This is a genomic window from Rhodanobacter sp. MP1X3 (assembly GCF_014207165.1).
Lineage (GTDB): Bacteria > Pseudomonadota > Gammaproteobacteria > Xanthomonadales > Rhodanobacteraceae > Rhodanobacter.
The window spans coordinates 18,248-43,428 of record NZ_JACHCO010000010.1 but is presented as its reverse complement, the minus strand read 5'-3'; the positions used below and the strand labels follow the sequence as shown (position 1 = coordinate 43,428).

The 25,181-nt window shown below is 58.7% G+C and carries 31 protein-coding genes; 5 read left to right on the top strand and 26 right to left on the bottom strand.

From position 1 onward, the window contains the following. Positions 1 to 80 precede the first annotated feature (80 nt). A complete protein-coding gene (locus HDE79_RS20605) occupies positions 81 to 932 on the top strand; it encodes a MipA/OmpV family protein (protein WP_343206014.1) in 852 nt (283 codons plus the stop codon). Between the two features lie 52 nt (positions 933 to 984). On the opposite strand, the gene HDE79_RS20600 is transcribed toward HDE79_RS20605, so the two are convergent. From HDE79_RS20600 to HDE79_RS20525, 15 genes are all read right to left on the bottom strand, one after another. Further along, positions 985 to 1,245: a hypothetical protein gene (locus tag HDE79_RS20600; RefSeq protein WP_184604930.1), complete on the bottom strand. Its 261-nt coding sequence runs from the start codon at positions 1,243 to 1,245 to the stop codon at positions 985 to 987. A gap of 53 nt (positions 1,246 to 1,298) precedes the next feature. Further along, positions 1,299 to 1,703, bottom strand: a complete 405-nt coding sequence (locus tag HDE79_RS20595) for a nuclear transport factor 2 family protein (protein WP_184604928.1) — start codon at positions 1,701 to 1,703, stop codon at positions 1,299 to 1,301. Between the two features lie 93 nt (positions 1,704 to 1,796). Continuing rightward, complete coding sequence (locus tag HDE79_RS20590; RefSeq protein WP_184604927.1) at positions 1,797 to 2,177, bottom strand: tautomerase family protein; 381 nt, start codon at positions 2,175 to 2,177, stop codon at positions 1,797 to 1,799. Positions 2,178 to 2,243: 66 nt separating this feature from the next. Further along, positions 2,244 to 2,567, bottom strand: coding sequence for a hypothetical protein (locus tag HDE79_RS20585; protein WP_184604925.1), 324 nt, complete (start codon positions 2,565 to 2,567; stop codon positions 2,244 to 2,246). A 41-nt stretch (positions 2,568 to 2,608) separates the two neighbouring features. Beyond that, the gene (locus tag HDE79_RS20580) at positions 2,609 to 3,052 is read right to left on the bottom strand and encodes a GNAT family N-acetyltransferase (protein WP_184604923.1); all 444 of its coding nucleotides are present in this window, start codon (positions 3,050 to 3,052) and stop codon (positions 2,609 to 2,611) included. 93 nt (positions 3,053 to 3,145) lie between these two features. After that, positions 3,146 to 3,526: a VOC family protein gene (locus HDE79_RS20575; protein ID WP_184604921.1), complete on the bottom strand. Its 381-nt coding sequence runs from the start codon at positions 3,524 to 3,526 to the stop codon at positions 3,146 to 3,148. A gap of 99 nt (positions 3,527 to 3,625) precedes the next feature. Then, positions 3,626 to 4,132 carry a hypothetical protein gene (locus HDE79_RS20570; RefSeq protein ID WP_184604919.1) on the bottom strand — a complete coding sequence of 169 codons (507 nt, stop codon included), beginning with the start codon at positions 4,130 to 4,132 and terminating at the stop codon, positions 3,626 to 3,628. Between the two features lie 61 nt (positions 4,133 to 4,193). After that, positions 4,194 to 4,721: a GNAT family N-acetyltransferase gene (locus HDE79_RS20565; protein WP_184604917.1), complete on the bottom strand. Its 528-nt coding sequence runs from the start codon at positions 4,719 to 4,721 to the stop codon at positions 4,194 to 4,196. Positions 4,722 to 4,784: 63 nt separating this feature from the next. Then, positions 4,785 to 5,174: a VOC family protein gene (locus HDE79_RS20560; protein ID WP_184604916.1), complete on the bottom strand. Its 390-nt coding sequence runs from the start codon at positions 5,172 to 5,174 to the stop codon at positions 4,785 to 4,787. Positions 5,175 to 5,743: 569 nt separating this feature from the next. Next, positions 5,744 to 6,139 carry a cupin domain-containing protein gene (locus HDE79_RS20550; RefSeq protein ID WP_184604914.1) on the bottom strand — a complete coding sequence of 132 codons (396 nt, stop codon included), beginning with the start codon at positions 6,137 to 6,139 and terminating at the stop codon, positions 5,744 to 5,746. Between the two features lie 110 nt (positions 6,140 to 6,249). Beyond that, positions 6,250 to 6,996 (bottom strand): type I methionyl aminopeptidase, encoded by a 747-nt coding sequence (gene map, locus HDE79_RS20545; RefSeq protein ID WP_184604912.1) that lies wholly within the window; start codon positions 6,994 to 6,996, stop codon positions 6,250 to 6,252. A gap of 477 nt (positions 6,997 to 7,473) precedes the next feature. Then, the gene (locus HDE79_RS20540; protein ID WP_184604910.1) at positions 7,474 to 8,082 is read right to left on the bottom strand and encodes an HAD family hydrolase; all 609 of its coding nucleotides are present in this window, start codon (positions 8,080 to 8,082) and stop codon (positions 7,474 to 7,476) included. Between the two features lie 69 nt (positions 8,083 to 8,151). Continuing rightward, positions 8,152 to 8,874, bottom strand: coding sequence for a hypothetical protein (locus HDE79_RS20535; protein ID WP_184604908.1), 723 nt, complete (start codon positions 8,872 to 8,874; stop codon positions 8,152 to 8,154). A gap of 191 nt (positions 8,875 to 9,065) precedes the next feature. After that, on the bottom strand, positions 9,066 to 9,380 hold the full coding sequence (locus HDE79_RS20530) for a non-heme iron oxygenase ferredoxin subunit (protein WP_184604906.1): 315 nt from the start codon (positions 9,378 to 9,380) through the stop codon (positions 9,066 to 9,068). Continuing rightward, complete coding sequence (locus tag HDE79_RS20525; RefSeq protein ID WP_184604904.1) at positions 9,377 to 9,925, bottom strand: N-acetyltransferase; 549 nt, start codon at positions 9,923 to 9,925, stop codon at positions 9,377 to 9,379. The genes HDE79_RS20530 and HDE79_RS20525 overlap by 4 nt, the downstream gene beginning before the upstream one ends. Positions 9,926 to 10,119: 194 nt before the next feature. Here HDE79_RS20525 and HDE79_RS20520 point away from each other — a divergent pair, with 194 nt between their 5' ends. The 3 genes from HDE79_RS20520 to HDE79_RS20510 all read left to right on the top strand — a co-directional run bounded on the left by HDE79_RS20520 (position 10,120) and on the right by HDE79_RS20510 (position 14,008). Next, positions 10,120 to 12,153, top strand: a complete 2,034-nt coding sequence (locus HDE79_RS20520; protein WP_184604903.1) for a M13-type metalloendopeptidase — start codon at positions 10,120 to 10,122, stop codon at positions 12,151 to 12,153. Between the two features lie 104 nt (positions 12,154 to 12,257). Then, positions 12,258 to 13,250 (top strand): ABC transporter ATP-binding protein, encoded by a 993-nt coding sequence (locus HDE79_RS20515; RefSeq protein WP_184604901.1) that lies wholly within the window; start codon positions 12,258 to 12,260, stop codon positions 13,248 to 13,250. Continuing rightward, positions 13,247 to 14,008, top strand: coding sequence for an ABC transporter permease (locus HDE79_RS20510; protein ID WP_184604899.1), 762 nt, complete (start codon positions 13,247 to 13,249; stop codon positions 14,006 to 14,008). The genes HDE79_RS20515 and HDE79_RS20510 overlap by 4 nt, the downstream gene beginning before the upstream one ends. Positions 14,009 to 14,158: 150 nt before the next feature. On the opposite strand, the gene HDE79_RS20505 is transcribed toward HDE79_RS20510, so the two are convergent. From HDE79_RS20505 to HDE79_RS20495, 3 genes are all read right to left on the bottom strand, one after another. Further along, positions 14,159 to 14,413 carry a CsbD family protein gene (locus HDE79_RS20505; RefSeq protein ID WP_184604897.1) on the bottom strand — a complete coding sequence of 85 codons (255 nt, stop codon included), beginning with the start codon at positions 14,411 to 14,413 and terminating at the stop codon, positions 14,159 to 14,161. A 101-nt stretch (positions 14,414 to 14,514) separates the two neighbouring features. Next, positions 14,515 to 14,697, bottom strand: coding sequence for a CsbD family protein (locus HDE79_RS20500; protein ID WP_184604895.1), 183 nt, complete (start codon positions 14,695 to 14,697; stop codon positions 14,515 to 14,517). Positions 14,698 to 14,858: 161 nt separating this feature from the next. Beyond that, positions 14,859 to 16,379, bottom strand: coding sequence for a helix-turn-helix transcriptional regulator (locus HDE79_RS20495; RefSeq protein ID WP_184604894.1), 1,521 nt, complete (start codon positions 16,377 to 16,379; stop codon positions 14,859 to 14,861). A 344-nt stretch (positions 16,380 to 16,723) separates the two neighbouring features. Here HDE79_RS20495 and HDE79_RS20490 point away from each other — a divergent pair, with 344 nt between their 5' ends. Then, positions 16,724 to 17,713: a hypothetical protein gene (locus HDE79_RS20490; RefSeq protein WP_184604892.1), complete on the top strand. Its 990-nt coding sequence runs from the start codon at positions 16,724 to 16,726 to the stop codon at positions 17,711 to 17,713. A gap of 86 nt (positions 17,714 to 17,799) precedes the next feature. Here the strand turns inward: HDE79_RS20490 and HDE79_RS20485 are convergent, their stop codons facing one another. The 8 genes from HDE79_RS20485 to sufB all read right to left on the bottom strand — a co-directional run bounded on the left by HDE79_RS20485 (position 17,800) and on the right by sufB (position 25,176). Next, positions 17,800 to 18,690: an acyltransferase gene (locus tag HDE79_RS20485; RefSeq protein ID WP_184604890.1), complete on the bottom strand. Its 891-nt coding sequence runs from the start codon at positions 18,688 to 18,690 to the stop codon at positions 17,800 to 17,802. Positions 18,691 to 18,771: 81 nt separating this feature from the next. Continuing rightward, positions 18,772 to 20,019 (bottom strand): cysteine desulfurase, encoded by a 1,248-nt coding sequence (locus tag HDE79_RS20480; protein ID WP_184604889.1) that lies wholly within the window; start codon positions 20,017 to 20,019, stop codon positions 18,772 to 18,774. Positions 20,020 to 20,034: 15 nt separating this feature from the next. Next, the gene (sufD, locus tag HDE79_RS20475) at positions 20,035 to 21,354 is read right to left on the bottom strand and encodes a Fe-S cluster assembly protein SufD (protein ID WP_184604887.1); all 1,320 of its coding nucleotides are present in this window, start codon (positions 21,352 to 21,354) and stop codon (positions 20,035 to 20,037) included. Then, positions 21,351 to 22,115 carry a Fe-S cluster assembly ATPase SufC gene (sufC, locus tag HDE79_RS20470; RefSeq protein ID WP_184605070.1) on the bottom strand — a complete coding sequence of 255 codons (765 nt, stop codon included), beginning with the start codon at positions 22,113 to 22,115 and terminating at the stop codon, positions 21,351 to 21,353. The genes sufD and sufC overlap by 4 nt, the downstream gene beginning before the upstream one ends. A 5-nt stretch (positions 22,116 to 22,120) precedes the next feature. Then, entirely contained in the window at positions 22,121 to 22,624 is a 504-nt protein-coding gene (locus HDE79_RS20465) for a hypothetical protein (protein ID WP_184604886.1), read from the bottom strand. Next, positions 22,621 to 23,139: a hypothetical protein gene (locus HDE79_RS20460; protein ID WP_184604884.1), complete on the bottom strand. Its 519-nt coding sequence runs from the start codon at positions 23,137 to 23,139 to the stop codon at positions 22,621 to 22,623. Before HDE79_RS20460 ends, HDE79_RS20465 begins: the two co-directional genes overlap by 4 nt. Before the next feature lie 43 nt (positions 23,140 to 23,182). After that, positions 23,183 to 23,713, bottom strand: coding sequence for a GNAT family N-acetyltransferase (locus HDE79_RS20455; RefSeq protein WP_184604882.1), 531 nt, complete (start codon positions 23,711 to 23,713; stop codon positions 23,183 to 23,185). After that, positions 23,713 to 25,176: a Fe-S cluster assembly protein SufB gene (sufB, locus tag HDE79_RS20450; protein ID WP_184605068.1), complete on the bottom strand. Its 1,464-nt coding sequence runs from the start codon at positions 25,174 to 25,176 to the stop codon at positions 23,713 to 23,715. Before sufB ends, HDE79_RS20455 begins: the two co-directional genes overlap by 1 nt. Positions 25,177 to 25,181 lie beyond the last annotated feature (5 nt).

The following is a 25,181-nucleotide window of genomic DNA, read 5'->3' as shown; positions in this document are numbered from 1 at the left end:
GGGGTGCCCCGGGCCATGCATCCGTCCGGGCGGGTAAATCACCTATGCTTGCCAGCCCTTGCTCTGCCTGCCTTCCCGACGTGCCCCATTTCACCTTGCCCGATTTTCTGCCTCGAACTTCCCCTAATAACCGCGTTCAGCTGTCGGCCGGCTTCCTGTCTGCCTGCTTGCTGGCGGCCCTGTGCTGGTCGTCCGGCAGCAGTGCCGACACAGGAGACAACACCGCTACTGACCCCAACGCCATTACCCTGGCCCTGGGCGCGGGTATAGAGCGTCTGCCCAGCTTTCCGGGTGGCAAAACCCATCGGAATGAGTCCATTCCCTACGTCGACTTCGAATGGCCGGACCATGTCAGCCTGTCCACACTCGACGGATTGCAGGTCGATCTGATCGGGGGCACTGTGCTCCACGGCGGCCTGTTCGGCGACTATCAATGGGGTCGCGACAGCGAGGATCTGGGCATATTGCGCGGCAAGATCAATTCACTCTCACCACGCCTCACCACCGGCGGCTATCTGGAGTGGCAGCTCAGCAAGACCATCGACGTCGGCACCAACCTCAGTCACGACATCAATGGCGCCGGCGAGTACCTCCAGGTCTATGCCGAGTGGGATCTGCCCAAGATTTGGCTGCTGGAGCACTCTTTTGAGGTCCACTGGCAGGCGATGAATGCGCCCGCGGCGAACCGCTTCTTCGGCATCACGCCCAGTCAGGCCAGCGTGCTCAACGTACCCGCCTGGCACCCAGGTGCCGGCAGCCAGCTCGCCTCACTGGAATACGACCTGTTCGTACCCACCAGCCAGCACACTGGCGTGGCTTTGGCCCTCACCTATGGCCGCCTGCTCGGCAACGCCGCCGACAGTCCGCTGGTCACGCGTTTTGGATCACGCACGCAGATTTCCGAGGCGCTGGCGTTTGTCTATCACTTCTAGGCGTTGGCACATCGCCAGTCGGGTTGATGAATTTTTCGTTTGACTGATGTGGTCAGGCAATGATCTTGGGAACAGCTTTGCGGTAATGCCGCTCCATGAAAAGCCATGTAAAAGTGCCGAACGCAGCCCCTCCGATCAGCCAGAGCACGGCCGATAGGGCAATGAATCTCGGGCTCAGATCACCGTGGTGAACGATAAAGGTCATGACGATAAACATGGTCAGGCCATACGAGAGAACGCCTTTGACCAGGACATAGCGAGCCATACCCAACGCACGCGTTCTCTCCCAATTTTGCAGACCTTTGGATGTCATTGCCTGAGTGCCTGTAGCAGGAGGTCGTGAGGTGCGTCCGCTTGAAGAAAGGATTAAATGTCGGTGCGTTCATCGATTGGATGAAGCATGGCTGCCATGCGCTGGTGGATGATGCTGATCGCTTTGAGTGGCCTGATCATCACCTTGAATTCGACGATCTGCCCCTCATCGTTCCATTTGATCAGGTCGACTCCATTGACCAGTATTCCGTCCAATTCGGTCTCGAATTCCAGCATGGCGTCCGAAGCGCCGACGATCTCCCGTACGTATCGAAAGGTCGGATTGAAAAATACGTGGAATGCTGCACTCAGATACCCGGCTGCAAGCTTCCTGCCGCGTTGCGGTGTGTGAACGACTGGCGAGTAGAAAACCGCGTCCTCCGCGAGCAAACCACTCAATCCAGATGGGTCACGCTCTCGGACAAGCCGATGCCAGATTTCAAGCGGGTGATCAGTCATGGCGTACCTCTGCTGGTTACTCGGATGCCTAACGTTGGAGTTAAGCGGCGGGGAAGCCCTTCGCCTTGAATAGGCACTTGCATGGTTGACTGCTCAGGTGTGAATGAGGCGGCCGCCACCGAACGACCAGTTTTCCCAGGCAGTTTCCTTGAAACAGACCATGACGTTCTCCGGGTTTAGCCCCGCCTGCGGGAGCGTTCTCATAAGTTGCTCGAGCAACTTCTTCTTGACTTTGACGCTCCTGCCCACTGACCACAGGATTTCGATGAGTACGAAGTCGCTGTTTCGTTCTGACTGAAGATCAGGGTAAGTCGGGTCGAAGCGAAAGTCATCGGATTCGAGTTCGATGACTCGTTGGAATTTGTCTGTTGCGGGTACGCCGGATGCGACGAGCGCGGAATGAACTGCGTCGAGGACCGTGGATTTGAATGCGCTCGACTTTGGCTTGCGAACAGTGACAGTGACAAGTGGCATGGTGCCTCCTGAAGCGACCAACGCTGGGGTTAAGCGGTGGCGTAGCCGTCCGCCTTGAACGAGTGGTTAGGCATTTCCGAAGAAGCACAGCGCCACACACGCCGAGCCAGCCAACAAGGGGAATGCTAAAACAGCCAATTCTAGGATGCGAAGTTGGGGACGAGGCGAAGGCAATCCACGAAACGAGGCGAATCCCAGAACGCTTGCCACGAGGGAAAGCGCACCAGAGAGAATGAAGCTAAAAATCATGATACCCATGGCGACGTTGCCACAGCCAAATGCGTGAGCAACGCGTTGAGCTTCAGCATCCCGTTGGAGGGCAAGCCAAGCCAAAATCGGTACGCCGATATAAGCCAGTACAGCGATAACCCAAGACAGTTTTCGCTTCATAGACCTAACGCCCCATCATGTTTGTCGCCTCGATTGAAGGGTTAGGCCCCACTCGCCATAAGCAGGCGATCAGGAGTCTCTTCGGTGACATGGAAGCCATGCCCCGCATACAGAGCCTGCGCTCGTTTGTTTACTCTGAGTACCCGGAGTGTGACTGGCTTTCCTCGGGCTTTGGCATCCTTCAGCACGCCTTGTAGTACCTGTGACCCGATGCCCTGACCGCGGCACCTCGCTAGAAGGTACAGCTTGACCAGCCATACATGGGTGGGAAACTCTTCAATCGCGACAAACCCGGCTACATCACCTTCGACCAGAATGATTCTGTGAGTTTCTGGCGTGAAGTTGACGCGGTGCTTCTCGCGTTGTTCCGCAGGATCCCATTTGCCCCAGGCTTCCTCAACGTAGCCCCGCATTGCATCTTCGGTTATCGCATACGTGACCTGTAGATCGTCCTTTGTCGCATCGCGCAACTGCAGAAGTGGCATTCGAATGACCCACCGGTTGAATTAAGCCGCGCCGCGAAACGGTGTCGGCTTGAATGAATTGTCAGGCGCCGCTGCCATTGCCGATGCAATCACTCAATTCCAGCGATTCGCGTTTTTCGGAAAGCCAGGGCGTTGTACTCGTACAACGCAAAACCTCTGTCCGGTAGGAGCTTGCATCACGACCCAGCGCTCCAAGCGGTCTACAACTCTGGCTCCTAACGCTTCCAGACGTGCAACCTCTGCGGGAATATCGTCAGTTTCAATGTCAATGTGAACTCGACTCTCATGTTCGACGCGCTGGACCTGCACGATAGGTTCGTCAGGAGGTGTATTGAGCATGCGATAGTCGCCGCGCGTACCGGGGTGAGCAAAATCTATCCCACGGCCAAGTGCATCAGCCCAGAACTTGGCGGCCTGATCGACATCTGATGTCTGGCAATCGATTAATAGCGCACAGAGACGAGAGTGGTGCATGGCATTCCCTTTAATCGCTGATGTGCTGGGAGCGTGTGGTGAGCCACCTAACGCTGGAGTTAAGCGGCTTACGGTACACCCGCCCGCTTGGACGAATAGTTAGCCATATAGTGCTGACCAATCAAGAGTTTCATCGACCAACGAATCAAGCTCCGACGAGTCAAGGTCGGCAAGGAACGCGCCAAGTTTCATATTTCCTTTGGATATAGCGATGACGGAGAGAATGGTTCGAATGGTTATGTTGTCAAGCTGACATTTGAGGTCCGATAACGCGATTGGAAGCAACTGGCGCCAAGCAGACTCATAATCGGGCAGCAGCCAGTCAGGGACCTCCGGATTACGTTTTCTGTGGCGTTCTATTTCGATCATTGAAACCAAGCCATAGAAATTCCAATCTCTGACAGAGGCGCTAGTCGCTATTCGCACAAGTTGTGGAATTGCCGCATAGGATGCCGTGTCCACATCTCCCTGATGGTGCAGTTCATTCCACAGTTCCTTCCATACTAGACACCCGGATTCCATAGCTTTCAGCGCGAGGGACGCGTCATACGGAACGCGATACCCGCCTATCAGCTTTTTCCACTTTGGGTCGTCGAGAGTGAGCATGTTCTAGATACCTAACGTTTGAGCTCACCGGTTGCTAGAGGCAATCCGGCGCAACGATGGGTTAGACGGCGGCATGGGGAATTTGAAACTGCATGCTTTGGACCAGCAGCGCGGAACCGGGGCGCAATGGCTCGACTTGCCCGAACGGGACGAAACCCTCGCTGACATAGAAGCGCATGGCTGGCGACTCCCCGCAGGCTACCCCAAGATGTACTGAACGAGCTTGCAGCGATGCCGCCCATGCCACGATCGTGCGCAACAGAAGACGCGCAACACCACGGCCTCGGAACTCAGGCGCTACCCACATTTGGTACAGGTGAACGATGGTGCTATCGAACCTATCGACTTTGCCCCACGCCAAACCAGCCGCTATCGTGCCAACTTGCCCAATCAACGGCTGGTCTAGCCCTGAATTGCATCCAACCTGAAGTCGTGAAGCCCACTCTTCGGCCGTACGCAGCTGCTCTGCGCTCAAAGTGCTTCCAAAAACATCGGGCGATTCTTCGAGCGCCGACAAACGCAGAGCCCGATAAGCGGAAAATTCAGCCCCTTCGAATTTTCGGACAGTGATCGCACAAGAGTCCAGCATGGCTCCGCCGTCTAACACTTGAGTTAAGCCACGCCGCTAAGCGACATCAGCTTCAATGAATTGTCAGGCCACGGAGAGCGCACTGATCATGACGTAATAGCCGTCAGGATCGCACAGTGCGAACTCCTTGGTTCCCGTGCTTGGATTCACGTGGGGCTCCTCTGCGAGGGCGGCCACGAGCGTGCGCGCTCGTGGCAACGCCTCATCGAAATCATCCACGCGAAAGAACAAGAGTAGTCCGTTCCCAGGCTCTGAGCGACTGGGGCTGACTAGCGGAGGATGCTCGTGTGCGCCCCACTGATGGAGGCAAAGCAAGACGGTTCCATCCGTGTCGAGTATCTGTCCGAAATAGTCGTGGGCAGGAGAGTTCTCTGGCAGGCCAAGCAGTGACTGATACCACTTGAAGCTACGAGCGACGTCGCCAACACCGATGATGGTCCATTTACGCTTCATCGTTTCCTCCTCTGACCTAACCGTTTTGCGGCATCGGCTGCATGCCGTTGTTAGATGCGTTCAATCACGCATCACGCCCACGCTCAACCCACTGAGCTCGCCAAACAGGAGCGTCGAAGGGATCGGCGAAGTATTGAGTCTCGTGCGATACCTTTCCATCTCGGAACTCCATGATACTCACGGTGTAGGCGCGCTTGCCCTCGTAGGTAATCACATACTCGGTAACCCAGGAATTGCCCTCTCCCACGATCCGTCGGACCTCAAACCCCGATGGTCTACCAGGGTGATGGCTACGAAGCGCTTGCAGGTTACGCCGGCCGTGGATGATCTCACCTGACTGTGGATACTCACAGACAGCATCATCGTGGTAGATCTCATGCTCGGCAACTTGATCACCTGCAGCGGATGCAGCCCAATGTCAATCAATAGCTGTCCGAATGTTCTGCTCTTCCATCATCGGCCTCCATTTGAGTCCGTGTGCATACGACACCAACGCTTAGTAGGCATCTAAGTAGACGTTTAACGCTGGAGTTAAACAGTGGCGAAGCCATCCGCCTTGAACGAATTTGTTAGGCGGCAGTCTCGACAAATACTGTCTTTGCACCATTCTTTTCGCAGGTGAGGTTGACTGTGCGCCCGATGGCTCGTGTTCGATGCACTGTACCCGCCGGAATGACGACGCTTTGCCATTCGGTAAGTTCTAAGCGATCACCACCCGCAAGATCGATTTGTAGTGTTCCTGCCACTACCAAGAATAGCTCGTCTGAATCTGGATGCTGGTGCCAGCGATACTCGCCATCGAATACTGCCAATCGCATGCAGTCGATGTTGACTTCGACCAGAACCTGATTGCTATACGACTCGGCTATTGCGGCTTGTTCCGCGCGAATGTCGACGACGGTCAATGCAGGATAGCGCGCGGTCTGCGCTGAATACTCTTGTGCGGAAGGAAACTGAGATTTCATGTGGATACTCTAGTCGTACACTGGCTAGTTCTGTGGCCTAACGTTTGACATGAGCGGATGGCCGAAGGCCCAACCGCTCGATGGAAGGGTAAGCCTTCATCGATGATCACTCAGTGTTGAGTGACGACTATGGGTTCGCGCTTGGTAATGATCATCGTGTGCTCGTATTGCGCTGACAAGTTGCCATGCGCTCCAACCAAGGTCCATCCATCGGATGTCTCGGTTACCACGCGGCTCTTTGTTGAGAGGAAGGGTTCGATGGTGATCACCATGCCTTCTCTCAAGATGCGCTTGTCCGTCGGATCAAAGTACCCAGGAATGTGGTCGGGCTCTTCATGAAGCGCACGACCAACCCCGTGGCTACCGAGGTTCTCGATGATCTTGAAGCCATATGTCTTCGCAGTTCGCTGGATTGCCGCGCCGATGCCATTGATGGGCAGGCCAGCGCGGGCCTGCTTCATGGCTTGCTCGAGGGCCGTGCGGGTGGCATGGCACAAGCGCGTCTTCTGTGGGTTGGTCGGGGGCACAATTTTCGTTCCTCCGGTATCGGCGAAATAGCCTCCCAACTCAGCAGAAACATCGACGTTCAATACATCGCCAGCTCGAATCACTCGATCACCTGGGATGCCGTGTGCAGCCTCCTCGTTGATGCTGATGCAGGTTGAGCCCGGAAAGTCGTATGTGAGTCTCGGTGCCGATCGTGCGCCGTGCCTTTCAAGCAACTGCTCACCGAGCGAATCCAGCTCGAGCGTAGTCATGCCGGGTTCGGCAGCGTCGAGCATCTCCTGAAGCACGTACGAAACGATCTTGCCTATGCGTTTGAGTGCAACGACATCGTCTTCGGTTTCGATGGTCATGTGGTCTCCTATCTGAATGCGTGAGACTACCCGAGAACGGTTGCACCAAAGCCGAGAAGGGAGTTCGGGATCGAACCGCGGCAATGTAGTTCCAGTGAAAGCTAACGCTGGAGTTAAGCGGCGGGGTAGCCGTCCGCCTTGAACGATCAGTTAGGTGGCTGCCACATACGTACAACATAGCCAGCCAAAATTATGATGAGGAGTGGAAGCAGCAACCAGTGAAGTTGAAGACTTTGGAAGGGTGTTATGAAAACGACTGTACCGTGGCAGTTGTAGTAGACGGTGTTTTTAGTTGCCTCATTTATCGTGCGTGGTGATGAGCACAGTGTGCTGAGCAAGTAATACCATGCTGCAACAATGCCGATCCCCGTAAGATTGATGATTCTAAGCAGAGCGATACGTACTTTTTTCATGGTGCGTCTCGAAACCCAACGCTGGAGTTAAGCGGCGCCAGAGGCGTCTGCCTTGAACGATTTGTTAGCGCCTAACCGCGGCGTCGAGCTCTTGCCAGCGATAGTACCGCTTGGTAGCGACGCCAAGAAGATCGTGATCTTCGGGGGTGTCGCCATAGGCGTACACGCTTGAATAGGAGTCCAGGTCGTAACGTTCACGAACACGTCGAGGCTTCTCTGCAAGGACGCATTGCTCGCCCAGGTAGCGGCCGGTCAAAACGCCTTGGTGGTGTTGGAGCGAAGAGCAAATGAGCTCAAGCCCGTGCTCTCTGCACCAAGGGGCCAAGTAGGCATCTAGACCACCGGAGACAACAACGACTTTATGACCTTGGGCTTTATGCCATGCAATGCGCTGCATTGCCTCTTGGCGCAAAACATTTGGCAAGTAGTCACGTGCAAAGTCATGGCCCGCGGTTTCAAGTGCGGCGAGAGAATGGCCAGTGTATCCAAAGCGGACAATGGCTCGACGCACCATGACGCCAGAAACCAGTCCAAGCTTGTAGCCGATCACTAACGGGGTGAGCAGGAATTTTCCAAACAGCAGCCGACGACGGTTGACTGATCTGCGTACGAAATCCGGCATGGTCTCGTGGGTAGTGATCGTGCCGTCGAAATCAAAAAGTGCGAGTGACATTGTTTTGGGCGCTAACGCCTGAATTAAGCCGAACCGCGAAGCGGTTTCGGCTTGAATGAATTGTTAGGCTCACAGCGACTGAATCTCATCGGCAATGATGTCTCGGCCAGTGTAGCCATCAACGAAGTTAAACCCAGTATGCAGCTGCCAAAGAGCGCGCAAGAATGGCTTTGAGTCATCCGAGGTCAGATCAATGTTTCTAGAACGGAGTGTCCATGCCGCCACAGACTTTAGCCTGGAATAGCCAGTCGTATAGCGAGGCTCGATTGCTGCGAGGGCAAACTGCAGCTCGTTATGTAGGATCTCCAGCTCCGCGGCGATCTCTTTGAGCCAATACTCATTGAGCCCATTTGCAACGCCGTACCAGCGACTGTCCCCAGATGCGGTGTCATCACCGAAGAATGAACGAAATGCGCCCTGATTTAAGAGCTCTTCTGGAAGGCCCGCATCATAAGAACGCCCAACCATTGAGAGATACGCTCTTATCAAGTTGATCTTCGTATCTCTGAAAGTCCCGGCCAAATGAGCAAGGACGCGCCGTCTCTTTCGCTCTTCCGGCAGGCGAACAAACAAGAAGTAAGTGAAAACTGCAGAAACTACGCCAGCAGATAGATTAAAGACGGTTTGATTGCCGGTGGGTAGCTGGGTAAGCCAGTCTCCAAGCAGCGAGTGTTGCAGCTGAGGGATCAGCGGGTCATCACTGGTCTTGAGCATCACCACAGCTGTTACGACAGCGAGTAGCAGCAAGGCTATATCGCTTTTGTAATGTCGAATTCTCTGCATGGCTTTCATGTGAGCCTGACTAAATGTAGGTTGGAAAATGCAGCCTTATACGTCCGCATAATACGTTTGTTGCTGTCTATCGTTTTGCCTTACACCAATAAAAATCAACCATTTGACCCGCTTGGTGCAACCTAATCCTGCAGCCTAATCCCGTAGGACCATGTCAAAATTGACAGCACGCACGAAGTGAAGCGCACCATTCACCGATCATCCCGCGTCCAGATTTCCCCGCCCTCTTCCTTCACCGGAAAACTCGCGATCGGCTCGTATGCCGGTGGTTTGGTTACAGCCCCTGTGCGCAGGTCGAAACGCGCACCGTGGCGCGCGCATTCGACTTCGAAACCGTGGACATCGCCGCCAGCGAGTTCGCCGCCGTCGTGGGAACAGATGTCTTCGATGGCATAGAGGGTGCCATCGATGTTGTAGACGGCGATGGCGGTGTCGCCATCCCAGACGACCTTGAATTCGCCTGGCAGGATCTCGCTGCGATTGCCTACCTTGGTCCAGCCGTTCATGCGGACTGCTTCGCGAAGGTTTTCACCAGCACTTCGAAGCGCAGGTCGGGGCGACGCGGGATGCCGAAGCGCTCGTCGCCATAGGGAAAGGGCTCGTACTCCGCGGTACGCAGATAGCCGCGGCGCTCGTACCAGGCGATGAGTTCGTTGCGCTGCTCGATGACGGTCATCCGCATGGCGCGGCATTGCCAGCGTTCGCGCGCCAGACGCTCGGCTTCGGCCAGCACGGCCTTGCCCAGGCCACCACCCTGCTGTGCGGGATCCACAGCGAACATGCCGAAGTAACCGAACTTGCCCTGCCGCTCGACATGGCAGCTGGCGATCAGTTGACCGTCTCGCTCGGCCAACAGCAGGCAGCTGTGCGGGCGCTTGATGACGGCGCCCACGTCTTCGTTATTGGTGCGTCGGCCATCGAGCAGGTGCGACTCGGTGGTCCAGCCGCGCAAGCCCGATTCGCCGCGATAGGCGGACTCGACCAAGGCAACGATGGCCGGGATATCGGCAGACACGGCGGTACGAAAGGCAATAGGGGCAGATGTGTTCATCCGGCGATGATAATGCGCACGTCGCTTTTTTCACCATGCGGCGCAGCGTCACCCGATCCAGCCATTTCGCACGCTCAAAGCCCTCACCCGTGACCTTCGACACTGTCTGTGCCCTGCCCTGGTTGACTACGGTCGGGGATCACCATGCCCGGCGACGGGCGATCGAAACGCGCCACGGCGCAGAGGGAGAATCCATGACGTACCGACTCGTGAAACCGCTGGCCTTGGCCGTGGGCCTGACCCTGTCCATCAATGCGGTGGCGGCACCCGCTGTGTTCGACGTGAAGGAGCTCGACACCAGCATCAAGCCCTGCGCCGACTTCAACGGCTTCGTCAATGCGCAGTGGGTGGCGACGCATCCGATTCCCGCCGATCGCACGCGCTGGGGCTCGTTCGACATGCTGCGCGAGGACAGCCTCAATGTGCAGCACAAGATCGTCGACGCGGCGGCAGCGAATGCGTCGAAAGCCGCGCCAGGATCGATCCAGCAGAAGATTGGTTACCTCTATGCCTCCGGCATGGACGAGGCAGCGGTCAATCGCGCCGGCTTTGATCCGATCAAGCCGCAGCTGGCGCAGATCGATGGCTTGAAGAATGCAGGCGACATCGCCGGCTATATCCGCGACACATATGCCAAGGGCGAACCTGTGCTGTTCCGCTTTGGCGGTAACGGCGACTTCAAGGATTCCAGCCAGGAGATCGCCTATGTCGGCCAGGGCGGCCTCGGCCTGCCGACCGTCGATTACTACAGCAAGCCGGAGTTCGAGAAGATCCGCACGGCATATGTGGCGCACATCGCCAAGCTGCTGGCGCTCACCGGTGTGAGCACCACCGACGCACAGCAGCAGGCCAAGAATGTGCTGGCATTCGAGACGCGCCTTGCCGCGGCCTCGCTACCGCCGGTGGAAATGCGCAAACCGGAAAACCGTTATCACTACGTCAGCATTGCCGATGCCGACAAGCTGACGCCGGGCTTCGACTGGACTGCGTTCTTCAAGACGCAGGATGCAGACGTGAGCCAGGGTTTCTCGTTCTCGCAGCCGAAGTTCTTTGGCGAAGTGCAGAAGATGTTCGGCGACGTACCGGTAGCGCAGTGGCAGGCGTACTTCCGCTACCACGCGATCTCCAATGCGTCGCCGTATCTTTCCACGCCGTTCGAGCAGGAGGATTTCGCCTTCGAGAACCAGACCCTCAACGGCCAGAAAGAAATAGAGCCGCGCTGGAAGCGCGTGCTGGCCGCCACCAACGATGGCATGGGCATGGCGCTGGGCCAGCTCTACGTCGCCGACAACTTTTCGCCAGTGGCCAAACAGCGCGCCCAGGAACTGGTTGCCAACCTGCGCGCGGCCTACAAGACACGTATCGAGAACCTGGCCTGGATGAGCGAGGCGACCAAGCAGAAGGCGCTGGAAAAATGGGCTACCTTTGTGCCGAAAATCGGCTATCCAGACAAGTGGCGTGACTGGTCTGGCCTCACCCTGACACAAGACAACTACTACGCCAACGTGCAGGCCACCGACAAGTTCAACTACGACTACCGCATCGCCAAGATCGGCAAGCCGGTCGACCGCAGCGAATGGGGCATGACGCCGCAAACGGTGAACGCGTACTACAACGCACAGCAGAACGAGATCGTGTTCCCGGCAGCAATCCTGCAACCGCCGTTCTTCGACGCCAAGGCGGATGACGGCGTGAACTACGGTGGCATCGGCGCGGTGATCGGCCACGAGATGGGCCACGGCTACGACGACCAGGGCAGCAAGTTCGACGCCCAAGGCAACAACGTCAACTGGTGGACCGATGCCGACCGCAAAGCGTTCGAAGCACGCACCGACAAGCTCGCCGCGCAGTTCGATGCGTACGAGCCGCTGCCGGGCAAGCACGTCAACGGCCACCTGACGATGGGCGAGAACATCGGCGATCTCGGCGGATTGAACGCCGCCTACACCGCACTGCAGATGGCGCTGTCGAAGAACCCGGCCGAGGCCAAACGCAAGATAGACGGCTATACCGAAGATCAGCGCTTCTTCCTCAACTGGGCCCGTGTCTGGCGTGGCAACATCCGCCCTGAAGCGCAGATCACCCTGCTCAACACCGATCCGCATGCGCCAGCGCAGTTCCGCGCGATCGGCGCACCGTCGAACATGCCGGAGTTCGCGCAGGCGTTCAAATGCAAGGCCGGCGATGCGATGGTGCGTTCGCCGGAGACGCAGGTGAAGATCTGGTAGTCGTCCGTCATCTTCCTCAAGTCCGACTAACGAAAAACCGCAGCCTCCGGGCTGCGGTTTTTTCATGTAGGGAGGACAATGGCCCGTCAGCCTATGGAGACGCCATGCACAACCCAGCACGTTCGATCACGCCGGCAGAGGCATCACCCTCGATCGTGAGCATCCGCGGACTCGGCAAGGTTTACGCCTCCGGCCACGTGGCACTGAAACACATCGACCTGGATATCCGCCGCGGTGAGATTCTCGCCCTGCTCGGCCCCAACGGCGCGGGCAAGACCACTCTGATCAGCATCATCTGCGGCATCGTCAAACCGACCAGTGGTACCGTGCTGGCGAATGGCCATGACATCGTCCGTGATTATCGCGCCGCACGCGCGCAGATCGGCCTGGTGCCGCAGGAGCTGTCCACCGACGCGTTCGAGTCGGTGTGGTCCACGGTCAGCTTCAGCCGCGGCCTGTTCGGCAAGGCGGCCAACCCCGCGCATATCGAAAAGGTGCTGCGCGACCTATCGCTGTGGGACAAGAAGGACAGCAAGATCGCGGCGCTGTCCGGTGGCATGAAGCGCCGCGTGCTGATCGCCAAGGCGCTGGCACATGAGCCGCAGATTCTCTTTCTCGATGAACCGACCGCCGGTGTCGATGTGGAGCTGCGCCATGACATGTGGGAGATGGTGCGCGCACTGCGCGAGAGCGGCGTCACCATTATCCTGACCACGCATTACATCGAGGAGGCCGAGGAGATGGCTGACCGCATCGGCGTGATCAACAAGGGCGAGCTGGTGCTGATCGAAGACAAGGACGTACTGATGCGCAAGCTCGGCAAGAAACAGCTCACGCTGCAGTTGCAAAGTCCATTGGAACAGATACCCGAAGCGCTGGCCGGCCTGCCGCTGGAACTGAGCGAGAACGGCTGCTCCCTCACATACACCTTCGACACGCAAGGCGAGCAGACCGGCATCGCGCCGCTGCTGCGCAAGCTCGGCGAGCTGGGTATCGACTTCAAGGATCTGCATTCCAGCGAGAGTTCGCTGGAGGAGATTTTCGTCAGCCTGGTGCACACCGAGAAGCGAACCGGCCCGGTGGAGGCGCGCACATGAATATCCATGCCGTCCGCGCGATCTACCGTTTCGAAATGGCACGCACCTTTCGCACACTCATGCAGAGCATCGCCTCACCAGTGATTTCCACGTCGCTGTATTTCGTGGTGTTCGGCACGGCGATCGGTTCGCGCATGGGACACATCGGTGGCGTGAGCTACGGCGCCTTCATCATTCCTGGCCTGATCATGCTGTCGCTGCTCAACGAGAGCATCTCCAACGCCTCATTCGGTATCTATCTGCCGAAGTGGTCGGGCACGATCTACGAGCTGCTGTCCGCGCCCGTGTCTTACTTCGAAGTCGTGCTCGGTTATGTGGGTGCGGCGACGACCAAGTCGGTGTTGCTCGGCATCCTGATCCTGGTCACTGCGCGGCTGTTCGTACCCTACGAGATCGCTCATCCGGTCTGGATGGTCGGCTTTTTGCTGCTTACCGCGATCACCTTCAGCCTGTTCGGTTTCATCATCGGCCTGTGGGCGGACGACTTTCAGAAACTGCAGGTGATCCCGCTGATGGTGGTGACCCCGCTGACGTTTCTGGGTGGAGCGTTCTACTCGATCAGCATGCTGCCGCCGCTGTGGCAGAAGTTCACCCTATTCAATCCGGTGGTGTACCTGATCAGCGGTTTCCGCTGGAGTTTCTACGGCGTGGCCGACGTCAACGTTGCGGTGAGCCTGGGCGCGACGCTTGGTTTCATGGCGCTGTGCCTGATCGTGGTGTGGTGGATTTTTCGCACCGGTTACAAGCTCAGAAGTTGATGCGCATCGCCATCAACCGGTAGCCGCTGGCTTTGCATAGTGATCTGGGTGCGATAAAAAAATAAAGTCGAAGGATGAATCCTCCGACTTTATTTTTGGATTGACCGTCTTGGGTTGACTGTTTCCACGATAGAAAACTGTCAATTCCTGTCAGTCGCGGCGTGCGAACAGCATACCAAGGGCAAATGCGACACCAGCGGCAATCAGCACGGCGCCAACCGGCTTCGCGGCGGCAAACTCACGCACATCATCGAGTACTTCGCCAGCCTTGGCTTGGGCAGTGCCGGCAACCTGGCGGGCCTTGCCCTTGATCTGATGCTCGGCATCACCGGTAAGCGCACCAGCAGCATCTTCGATCTTGCCAGCGACGTTGCGGATGGTGCCTTCGACTTCATTGTTGTCCATGACTTTATTTCCTGCGGTAATTGCGTTGGATGGTTATTGAAAAGAGCGACGCAGCGCCGATGATCGGTCGCTGCGTGCTGCTGGATTGAAGAGTCGGCAATTTATTTCTTCAGCGAGTCGCGCACTTTGTCAGCCGCTTCGCCGGCTTTGGCCTGGGCCTTGCCAATCTGCTTTTCGGCAGCACCTTCCAACTGGGCTTTCTTGTCGCCGGTCAGCTTGCCGATGGCTTCCTTGACCGAGCCCTTGACCTGCTTGGCGGTGCCGTCGATACGATTCTTGTCCATCGTTATCTCCTCATCATCATGGTCGAATGGATGCCGGAAGGCGTTGGGCCTGCCGGGCTGGTGACCAGAATGCGGGATTCGATGTGAAGGAAGAAGCACCATTTGAACCAGTTGAACTAGTGCATTTGCGGCAATGGACAGCAGCGATTAAGACTCCGGCTTCAACGAGTGCGGCGCGGCTTTTTCCGCACCGTGGCACGATCGGCGGAATGGCCGAACACGCCGCGCTTGCGCGCCCACACGATGGCCTCGCTGCGACTGTGCAGATCGAGTTTGGAGTACAGCGCCGCCACATGATTGCGAACGGTGTTGGGCGCCAAACCCAATCGCGCAGCAATCTCCTTGTCGGCCAGGCCTTCGCACATCAGGCCCAGCGTGTCGCGCTCGCGCGCGGTGAGGTCGGCCAGCTCCGCACCCGAGACGTCATCCGGCGCATTGGCGCGGCGCACGTTGGCCATTTTTTCGATCAATGTCTGACTGAACCACGAGGCATCTTTCATCACCGTCTCGATCGCGCTGACCAGTTCCATTTCACTGCGCTTGCGATCGGTGATGTCCAGCAGCACCAGCAGATAGCAGGTGGTGCCGTGGATGCTGACGGTTTCGGCGGATACCAGGCAATCGAGCAGGTCGCCGGTCTTCTTGCGGATCTGGAATTCGGTGTTGTGCAGACTGCCTACGGTCTCCAGCAGCTTGCCGAGCTGTGCGTTGGCATGACGATCGTCGAGCAGGCCGATCTCGGCGATCGATTTACCCAGCACATCTTCCGACGCGTAACCGGTGGTGGCGACAAAAGCCTCGTTGACCTCGATCACGTGGAAGCGATCGGAGCTGCACACAAGCGTAGATACCGGTGTCATGCGAAATGCCTTGGCAAAGCGCTCTTCGCTCTGGCGCAGTGCATCCTCCGCTTTGCGGCGCGGCTCAAGATCCATGAAGGAAAACAGCATGCACGCTTCGTCACCGACCTCGATCGGCTGACCGGCGACGATGACGAACTTGGTGCCCCCGTCGGGCAGCTTCAGCTCCGCCTGCATCTGCGGAATGGTGGCGCCCTCGCCGAGTCGCTCGATCGCCAGCTCCTTGTTCTCGGCGCGCTCCAGCACGTCGAGCTCGTACACCGAATGACCGATCACCTGCTCGCGCGTGTAACCCGTCATTTCCATGAAGCCCTGATTGACCTTGATATAGCGCAGGTCACTGAGGCGACAAATCACTGCCGGCGCGGGATTGGCATTGAAGGTTTTCTCGAAGCGCTGCTCGGCGCTGGCCCAGTCGGTGGCGTCGGCGATGATCAGCACCAGGCAATCCGGTTCGCCATCGGCGTCGGTCAGCACCAGGCTGCGCACACGATGCACCCAACGTGCTTCCTCGTCGGCCGTCGGCATGACCTCCACCACCACATCGGTGAACGACTCGCCCGCAATCACGCGATCGATCGGATAGTTGCCGGCAGCCAGACGATGATTATTGCGATAGCGCAGCTGAAAGCGCTCGCGGTATTCGGTGACCGTCGTACCGAGTGCCGCAATATCCGAGATGCCATGCATGTCCAGCGCGGCCTGGTTGGCCCACATGATCGTCTGGTCGGGCTCGATCAGGATTACACCATCGCTGAGGCCAGTGATGATCTGCTGCAGCTGGCGGCGGTCGGTTTGGGTGCGTAGAACCTGGTCAATCATCGATGGGAACTCAGGACAGAAGTGAGGAACGGGAATCCCGAAAGGAGACTCCCTTCGATCGTGGGGCGTCAGAGTGTGTGGCGGATTGACTAATCCAGTCAGCCCGAACGACCAGTACGAAAGCACCAAGGATCATAGTCCAGCGCCGTAATGGCCTGAGTCGATTGCACTAGCCGCACTGGTGCATATGCAGGGCGACTGGTGCAAAGCCCCCGTGCAGACTGCGCACCCCAGTCAACCGATCGCATCGACTGGTGCCTGCTGGCCCCACCTGCGTATGGCTGCAGCGACCACTTCAACAACACTCGACCTTTTCCCATCATTGACGATCACGAGGCCCCAGCATGACCACTTACGTTAACCCCGAACAGCAACCCCGCATTTCCTGGGGTGCGATCTTTGCCGGCTGCTTCCTCTCCCTGGTGACTTATCTGGTGCTGAGCGTGCTCGGCACGGCCATCGGTGCAGGCGCCATCGATCCCTTGCGCGATGCCAATCCGTTGAACGGCTTTGGCGCCGGCACCGGCATCTGGCTGGGCATCACTACCATCATCGCCATTCTGGTTGGCGCCTTCGTCGCCGGTCGTTCCGCACCGGGCCAGGGCGGCCTGCATGGCGTACTGACCTGGTCGGTGACCACGCTGGTCACGACCTATCTGCTGGCATCGCTGGCCTCCGGCGTGGCTGGTGCCGCAGCTGGCGTGGTCGGCAAGGGCTTGTCACTGGCCGGTGACGGCGTGGCCGCCGCAGCGCCGCACATCGCCTCGGGCGTCAAGGACGAGCTGCAGAAGAACGGCATCAGCTTCGATACCAGTGATCTGCAGAATCAGCTCGACACCCTGCTGCGCCAGACCGACAAGCCGGAACTGGACCCATCCAACCTGAAGGCCAACGCACAGCAGGCCACCAACGATGGCAAGCAAACCGCGCAGCAGACGGCCGGCACCCCACAGCAGACCGATCAGCAGTTAAGCGACTGGTTTGCCCGTGTGAAGCAGGAAGGCCAGCCGGCGCTGAATGCTGCCGACAAGGATGCACTGGTCAATATCGTCGCCGCACGTACTGGCAAGTCGCACGAGGAAGCGCAGCAGATCGTCGACAACTACTCGCAGACCTATCAACAGGCGATGGCGAAATTCGAGCAGCTGAAACAGGAGACCGAGCAGAAGGCACGCGAAGCCGCCGATGCCACCGCCCGCGGTGTATCGAAGGCCGCATGGAGCGCGTTGGTTCTGCTGGTTATCGGTGGCGTGATCGCCTTCCTGGCTGGCCTGTTCGGCTTCACCCGTCGTCCGGTTCACGTCGTGGTGAAGCGCTCATACGAAGTCGACTGACTGTCGAAGTGATGATCCAGCGCAAAACGAATCGCCCCGACGGTTGAACGTCGGGGCGACTTTTTTTTATGAGCACCAATGGCAGCTTAAAGCTGATGCATGCGCGCTATCTGTGCGTCCTTGTCGGCCCACAGCGTGTTGACCCACATCTGAAAACTGTCGCGGAACGCTGCATCGGTTTCGTAGCCGCCGCGCAGGTCAGCGGTGATCGGCAACTCGCGCACGTGCACACGAATCTCGCTGATGCGGCCAGCGATCAGGTCCATCATCGTATATGGGCCATTGGGATAAACGATGGTGACGTCGAGCATTGCATCCAGCGCATCGCCCATCGCATCCAGCACAAACGCGACGCCGCCGGCTTTCGGCCGCAGCAAATAGTCGTACGATGATTTCTGCTTGTCGTGCTTTGCCGGTGTAAAGCGCGTGCCCTCGACGAAGTTCATCACCGACACCGGCATGTGCCGGAATTTTTCGCAGGCGCGACGCGTGGCCTCCATGTCCTTGCCCTGCAGCTCGGGGTGTGCAGCCAGAGTCTCCTTCGAGTAGCGCTTCATGAAGGGAAAATCCAGCGCCCACCATGCCGGACCCAGCAGCGGCACCCAGATCAGCTGGCTCTTGAGGAAAAAGCGCAGAAACGGAATGCGGCGGTTGAAGATTTTCTGCAGTACCGGAATATCGACCCAACTCTGGTGATTGCACAGCACCAGGTAATTACCGTCGTAGCGCAGGTTATTCAGCCCTTCGAGCTGCCAGCGCGTCTTGGTAAACCATTCGAACATGGCGCTATTGACGGCAATCCAGCTCTCCGCGATCAGCACAAGCCCGCGCGACAGCGCGAGGCGAATGCCGCGAATCGGCACGATCACCTTGAACAGCGTGAGCACAAACAGCGGCGTCACATGCACCACGATGTTGAGTGCCAGCAACAGCATCACCAGTGGCACGCGGATAAAACCAGGGAGCTTTGCGAACATGGAAGGCCAATCGCGTGGAGACAAGTTATAGGAGAGTAGCGCCCGCGCATCACCACGGGAATCCTTCGCCTCGTTGGCAACCTACATCAGCAGCTTGCGCACCTTGAGCAAGGCAGCAATGAATACATCGATTTCCTCGCGCGTGTTGTAGAACGCCAACGAGACGCGCAGCGTGGCGGGCACGTTGAAGAACTGCATCAGCGGATGCGCGCAGTGATGCCCCGAGCGCACGGCCACACCTTGCAGATCGAGCAAAGTGGCCAGGTCGGTCGCCTGTGCGCCCTCGAGCAGGAACGAGATGACGGCCTCTTTTTCCCTGGCCTCGCCGAACAGGCGCACGCCGGGAATCTCGCGCAACCGCTCGGTGGCGTAATGCAGCAGGTCCTGCTCCTGCGCGTGGATCGCGTCAAAACCGATCGACTCATAGTAGTCAATTGCCGCACCCAGGCCGACGAAACCGGCGATATTGGGTGTGCCGGCCTCGAACTTGTGCGGCGGTGGCGCAAACGTGGTGCCGTTGAAACCGACTTCGCGAATCATCTCACCGCCGCCAAAGAACGGCGGCATCGCTTCGAGATGCTCGCGCTTCGCCCACAGCGCACCGGTGCCGGTGGGCGCCAGCATCTTGTGACCGGTGAGCGCATAGAAATCACAGCCCAGCGCCTGCACGTCGACCGGCCGATGTGGCACCGCCTGCGAACCATCCACCAGCAGCGGGATACCGCGCTTTTTGCATTCGCGTGCGATCTCGCGCACCGGATTGACCGTGCCGAGCACGTTCGACACGTGCGCCACGCAAGCCAGTTTCACCTCCGGTGTCAGCATGGCGACAAACTGCTCGACGATGAGCTCGCCGCGCTGATCGATCGGCGCAGCCTTGACCTTGGCACCGCTGCGCGCGGCGACAAGCTGCCATGGCACGATGTTGGCGTGATGCTCCATCACCGTGGTGAGAATCGCATCGCCGGGTTTCAACTGCGGCAACGCATAGCTATAAGCCACCAGGTTGATCGACTGCGTCGTGCCCGAGGTGAGGATCAGCTCGTTGCGCGAGGTAGCGTTGATGAAACGCGCCAGCTTGTCACGTGCGCCTTCGTATGCTGCCGTCGACTCCTCGCCCAGCTGATGCACGGCGCGCGCCACATTGGCGTTGGTTTCGCGGTAGTGCCGGTTCACCGCCTCGATCACCGACACCGGTTTCTGGCTGGTGTTGGCGTTGTCGAAATACACCAGCGGCTTGCCGTCGTGGACGGTACGCGAGAGCACCGGAAAATCCGCGCGGATGCGCTGGATGTCGAAGGTAGCGGGAGTTTTTGGCTGGGCATTCATGGGGGTGACTTCGCTTCAGTTCGGGAGCTGCGCGATCAGCAGTTCAGAGAGATGTTCGCGCAGCGTCTCGTTCGGCAGATCATCCAGCACCGCGCGACAGAACGCGGTGGTCAGCAGTGCGCGCGCATCGGCAAGCAGGATGCCGCGCGAGCGCAGGTAGAACAACGCGCGCTCGTCGAGCTGGCCGACCGTGGCACCGTGCGCGGCTTTCACTTCGTCGGCATAGATTTCCAGTTCGGGCTTGGTATCGATTTCCGCACTTGGTGACAGCAAGAGATTCTTGTTGCTGAGGCTGGCATCGCTGCCATCGGCGCCAGGCGCCACCACCATCGCACCACGAAACACACCGCGTGCGCGATCGCTGGCGACACCACGCCAGTTGGAGCTGGAGCGCGTGTTCAACGCCTGATGGCGGATCGCCAGCTGGGTATCGATATGCTGGCGGCCATGCGGCATGAATACGCCGCGCGTATCAAGCTGCGCTTCGTCACCGATCAGCTCCGCCTGCAGATCGTGGCGCACCAAGGCGCCACCCAGTTCCAGCACATGCAGCGTTGCATGCGAGCGCGCATGCAGGCGCAGGCTGCTGCGGCGAATCAGGCTGGCAGTCACCGCCGTGTTCTGCAGCAACGTATGATGCAGCACCGCGCCTTCACGCAGCTCGATATCGCTGACCAGCGTGGCCAGATACGACGGCTCGCCGCTAGTGATGTGCTGCTCGACCAGGCTCAATTCGGCATGTTCACCGAGTTCGATGACGTTGCGTGCATGCCAGGCTAGGTCCGATTCGGCGGCTGCGCCAATAAACACCAGTTGGACCGGCGCTGTGATTTTCTGGTTCGCAGCAAGCCGCAGCACCACGCCGTCATTTGCGCTGGCGGCATTGATGCGCGCAAAGGCATCGCTGGCGTCACGGACATGTCTGACCGAAGCCGACCGCGACAGCGCAAAGCGCAGCGGCTCGGCATCGCCCTGCAGCGCCTGCGACAGCGGCTGCAAGGTGAGCCCGTCCGGCAGCGTGTCGATAGCCGACAGATCAACGCGAAACCGGCCGTTGACGAACACCAGACGCGGACCGGCGACGCCGGGCAATGCCAGTGTCGAGACATCCACTTCGCGTGCCTGCGCATGGGCATCGCCGTTGGCAAAGCGGCGCTGGGAAAGTGCGCGCAAGGTGGTGTATTTCCACGCTTCCAGTCGCGTATCGGGCAGACCGCCAGCAGCAAACGCCTCGCGATTTTCCTCGCGCACTGCGTCCAGCCAGTCAATACCGCTGGATGGCAGCGGCGAGTCCAGCAAGGCATTCACCAGCGGCAGCGTTGCCGGCTGATTCATGCCGATGCTCCGGCGGGGTGACGCTCGGCTATGCCGGCATAGCCCTGCTCTTCCAGCTTCAACGCCAGCGACTTGTCGCCGCTCTCGACGATGCGACCATCAGCCAGCACGTGCACAAAATCCGGCACCACGTAATCGAGCAGGCGCTGGTAATGAGTAATCATCAGGAACGCTCGCTCGGGAGAGCGCAGCGTGTTGACGCCCTGCGCCACCTGCTTCAGCGCATCGATATCGAGGCCGGAATCGGTCTCATCGAGAATCGCCAGCTGGGGCTCGAGCACGGCCATCTGGAATATCTCGTTACGCTTCTTTTCACCACCAGAGAAACCTTCGTTGACGGCGCGATGTAGCAGCTCGTCGGAGATTTGCATCACCTTCAGCTTCTCGCGCACCAGCTTGAGGAACTGCATGGAATCGAATCCTTTTTCACCACGCGCCTTGCGCTGCGCATTGAAGGCCGCACGAAGGAAATAGGTGTTGTTGACGCCGGGAATCTCGACCGGGTACTGGAACGCCAGGAACACGCCAGCCGAAGCACGTGCTTCGGGATCGAGCGCGAGCAGGTCGATGCCGTTGTAGATCACCGTGCCGGCCGTCACCTCATAACCCTCGCGACCGCACAGCACGTTGCCCAGTGTCGACTTGCCCGCACCATTCGGCCCCATGATGGCGTGCACCTCGCCCGCGTTGACGGTGAGGTTGAGGCCCTTGAGAATTTCCTTGCCCTCGACGCGGGCGTGCAGGTTTTCGATTTTCAGCATGTTCATTACTTTGATCCCACGACAGCCATGGAACAAACCCCATGGCCTTGCAATTGTTGGTAACCACCTATGCCACTGCTCACCGCCGATGATTTCAAATCACAGATGGCGATGACGGGCTCGTCGAGTACAAACCCCTTTTCCGTAGGATCCGACAGCCAGCCTGCGCGCAACGGCTCACCGTCGGTGGAAAAGCTCAAACCCCACGGCACGGGCCGATCACCGACATGAGACGTCCATACAAATCGGCGAATCGGTCCTATCTGAAAATGTCCTCTGGCATCAGCGACAACATCCAGGGTCTTCGCCTTGGCTACAACATGGCCGGACGCATCGAGCATGTCGCTCAGTTGTATGTGCACATGGGCCACCGGCGCGCCGGAGTTCTCAATGCTGCCGATGATCTCGGGCGCGCTCAGCTCGTGATGCGGCCACGGCACGCATGCACTCAGCGACAGCGGCGCGGCGCAAAGCAAGCTGAGTTGGATACGGCTCAGTGTCGCGCTCATTTCTTTGAAGCTACCGCAACTTTCAGCTTGCAAGGCCCCGCGCCGACAATGGCGATATCGCCATCGATCACGCTAGACTTGCTGTCGACCGCCAGGTCGCACTGTGCGGTGACGACCGTCTTGGGCACCTCGCCCAACATGTCTGGGTCGGACACCCAGCCGACGTGCCAGGTCTGGTCGTCTTCCGACATGCGCAGGCCCCACGGCACGGTGTGCTGATCCACCTTGAACAGCGGGTTATCGACTCTGCGCGCCAGCTGCTTCATCGGCCCCAGCGTGAAATGGCCCTGCGCATCGGTGACCGCTTCCTGCGTGACGGCGCCGAGCGCCGGCTCGCCCGATGCGTTCAACACATCGACCAGCTGCATGTGGATACCTTCCACTGGTTTGCCCGCGCGCGTCACGGTGCCGCTGATCTGCGGCGCGGTGAGATATTTATGCTTGATCGGTACGCTGCAGCCGACGACGCTGGCGGCGGCCAGCACACACAGCAAAATCCTTGAAGACGACTTCATGCCGCGATCCTTTTGATGAGTGAATGCACGATGGTTTTGAAACTCACAGAGACGCCTCGACCGGCGCATAACTCGTTGCCAACGCATCGATCGCCTTGCGGCTCATACGGCAGGCAAGCCACTCGCGCATCACATCAGCGCCCAGCGACTCGTAGAACGCGATGGACGGCGCATTCCAGTCCAGCACCGACCACTGCAGCCGTGACAGATTTTCATCGATGCAACGCTGCGCCAGATACGCGATCAGTGACTTGCCGATGCCATGGCCGCGAAACGCCGGCCGCACGAACAGGTCTTCGAGATAGATGCCGGCGCGGCCGAGGAAAGTGGAATAGTTGTAGAACCACAACGCCATGCCGGCGACCTCACCGTTCCACATCGCGATGTCGCAATGAGCGCGAGGCCTGTCGCCGAACAGGTCACGGCGCAGGTCATCCTCGCTGGCATCGACTTCGTGCAGCAGCTTTTCGTAGTCGGCCAGCTCACGGATCAGCGAGAGAATCTCGCCAACATCCTGCACGGTAGCCGGCCGCAACTGCAGCAGCGACTTTTCGGTGGCGGCGACGGCGCTCATCAACCGACCGCTCCTTCCAGCGACACTTCCAGCAGCTTCTTCGCCTCGACCGCAAACTCCATCGGCAGCTCGCGAAACACCTGCTTGCAGAAGCCGTCGACGATCATCGACACGGCGTCTTCCGCGCTGATGCCACGGGCACGGCAGTAGAACATCTGGTCGTCGGAAATTTTCGAGGTAGTCGCTTCGTGCTCGACGATGGCGGTGGGGTTTTTCACTTCCATGTACGGAAAAGTGTGCGCACCGCACTTCTTGCCGATCAGCAGACTGTCGCACTGGGTGTAGTTACGTGCGCCCTCGGCACCTTTCTCCATTTTCACCAGGCCGCGATAACTGTTGGAACTACGCCCGGCGCTGATGCCCTTGGCGACGATCTTCGACTTGGTGTGTTTGCCGATGTGGATCATCTTGGTACCGGTATCGGCCTGTTGATGATGATGCGTCAACGCCACCGAGTAGAACTCCCCGACCGAGCGGTCGCCGCGCAGTACGCAGCTCGGGTATTTCCACGTCACTGCCGAACCGGTTTCCACCTGAGTCCAGGAAATTTTCGAATCGTCGCCGCGACAGTCACCGCGCTTGGTCACGAAGTTGTAAATGCCGCCGACGCCATTCTCGTCACCCGGATACCAGTTCTGCACGGTCGAGTATTTGATCTGCGCCTTTTCCAGCGCCACGAGCTCGACCACCGCCGCGTGCAGCTGGTTCTCGTCGCGCTTCGGCGCGGTGCAGCCTTCCAGATACGACACGTGGCTGCCTTCTTCGGCCACGATCAGGGTGCGCTCGAACTGTCCGGTGTTCTGCGCATTGATGCGGAAGTACGTGCTCAGCTCCATCGGGCAGCGCACGCCCTTGGGAATGAAGACAAAGCTGCCGTCGGAAAAAACCGCCGAGTTGAGCGCCGCGAAAAAATTGTCGCCGGTGGGCACGACGCTGCCAAGGTATTGCTGCACCAGCTCGGAATGTTCGCGGATCGCTTCGCTCATCGAGCAGAAGATCACACCGGCCGCGGCCAGTTCCTTGCGGAAGGTAGTGCCGACCGACACGGAATCGAATACGGCGTCGACCGCCACGCCGGCCAACTTGGCACGCTCATGCAGCGGAACGCCAAGCTTCTCGTACATTTCCAGCAACTTCGGGTCGACTTCGTCGAGTGACTTCAGACCCGCCTTGGGCGCGGCGTAATAGCTGAGCGCCTGGTAATCGATCGGCTCGATCTTCAGCTTGGCCCAATCGGGTGTCGGCATGGTGAGCCAGTGGCGATAAGCATCGAGCCGCCAGTTGGTCATCCACTCCGGCTCGCGCTTGATCGCGGAGAGCTGGCGGATGATGTCCTCGCTCAGGCCCGGCGGCAGGCTGGTCATCTCGATATCGGTGACGAAGCCGGCCGCATAGCTGCGGCCGAGCACTTCCGCCACTTCGGCGTTGTCGCGAAGCGCGGTACTGGTGCTGTCGCTGATCATGGTCT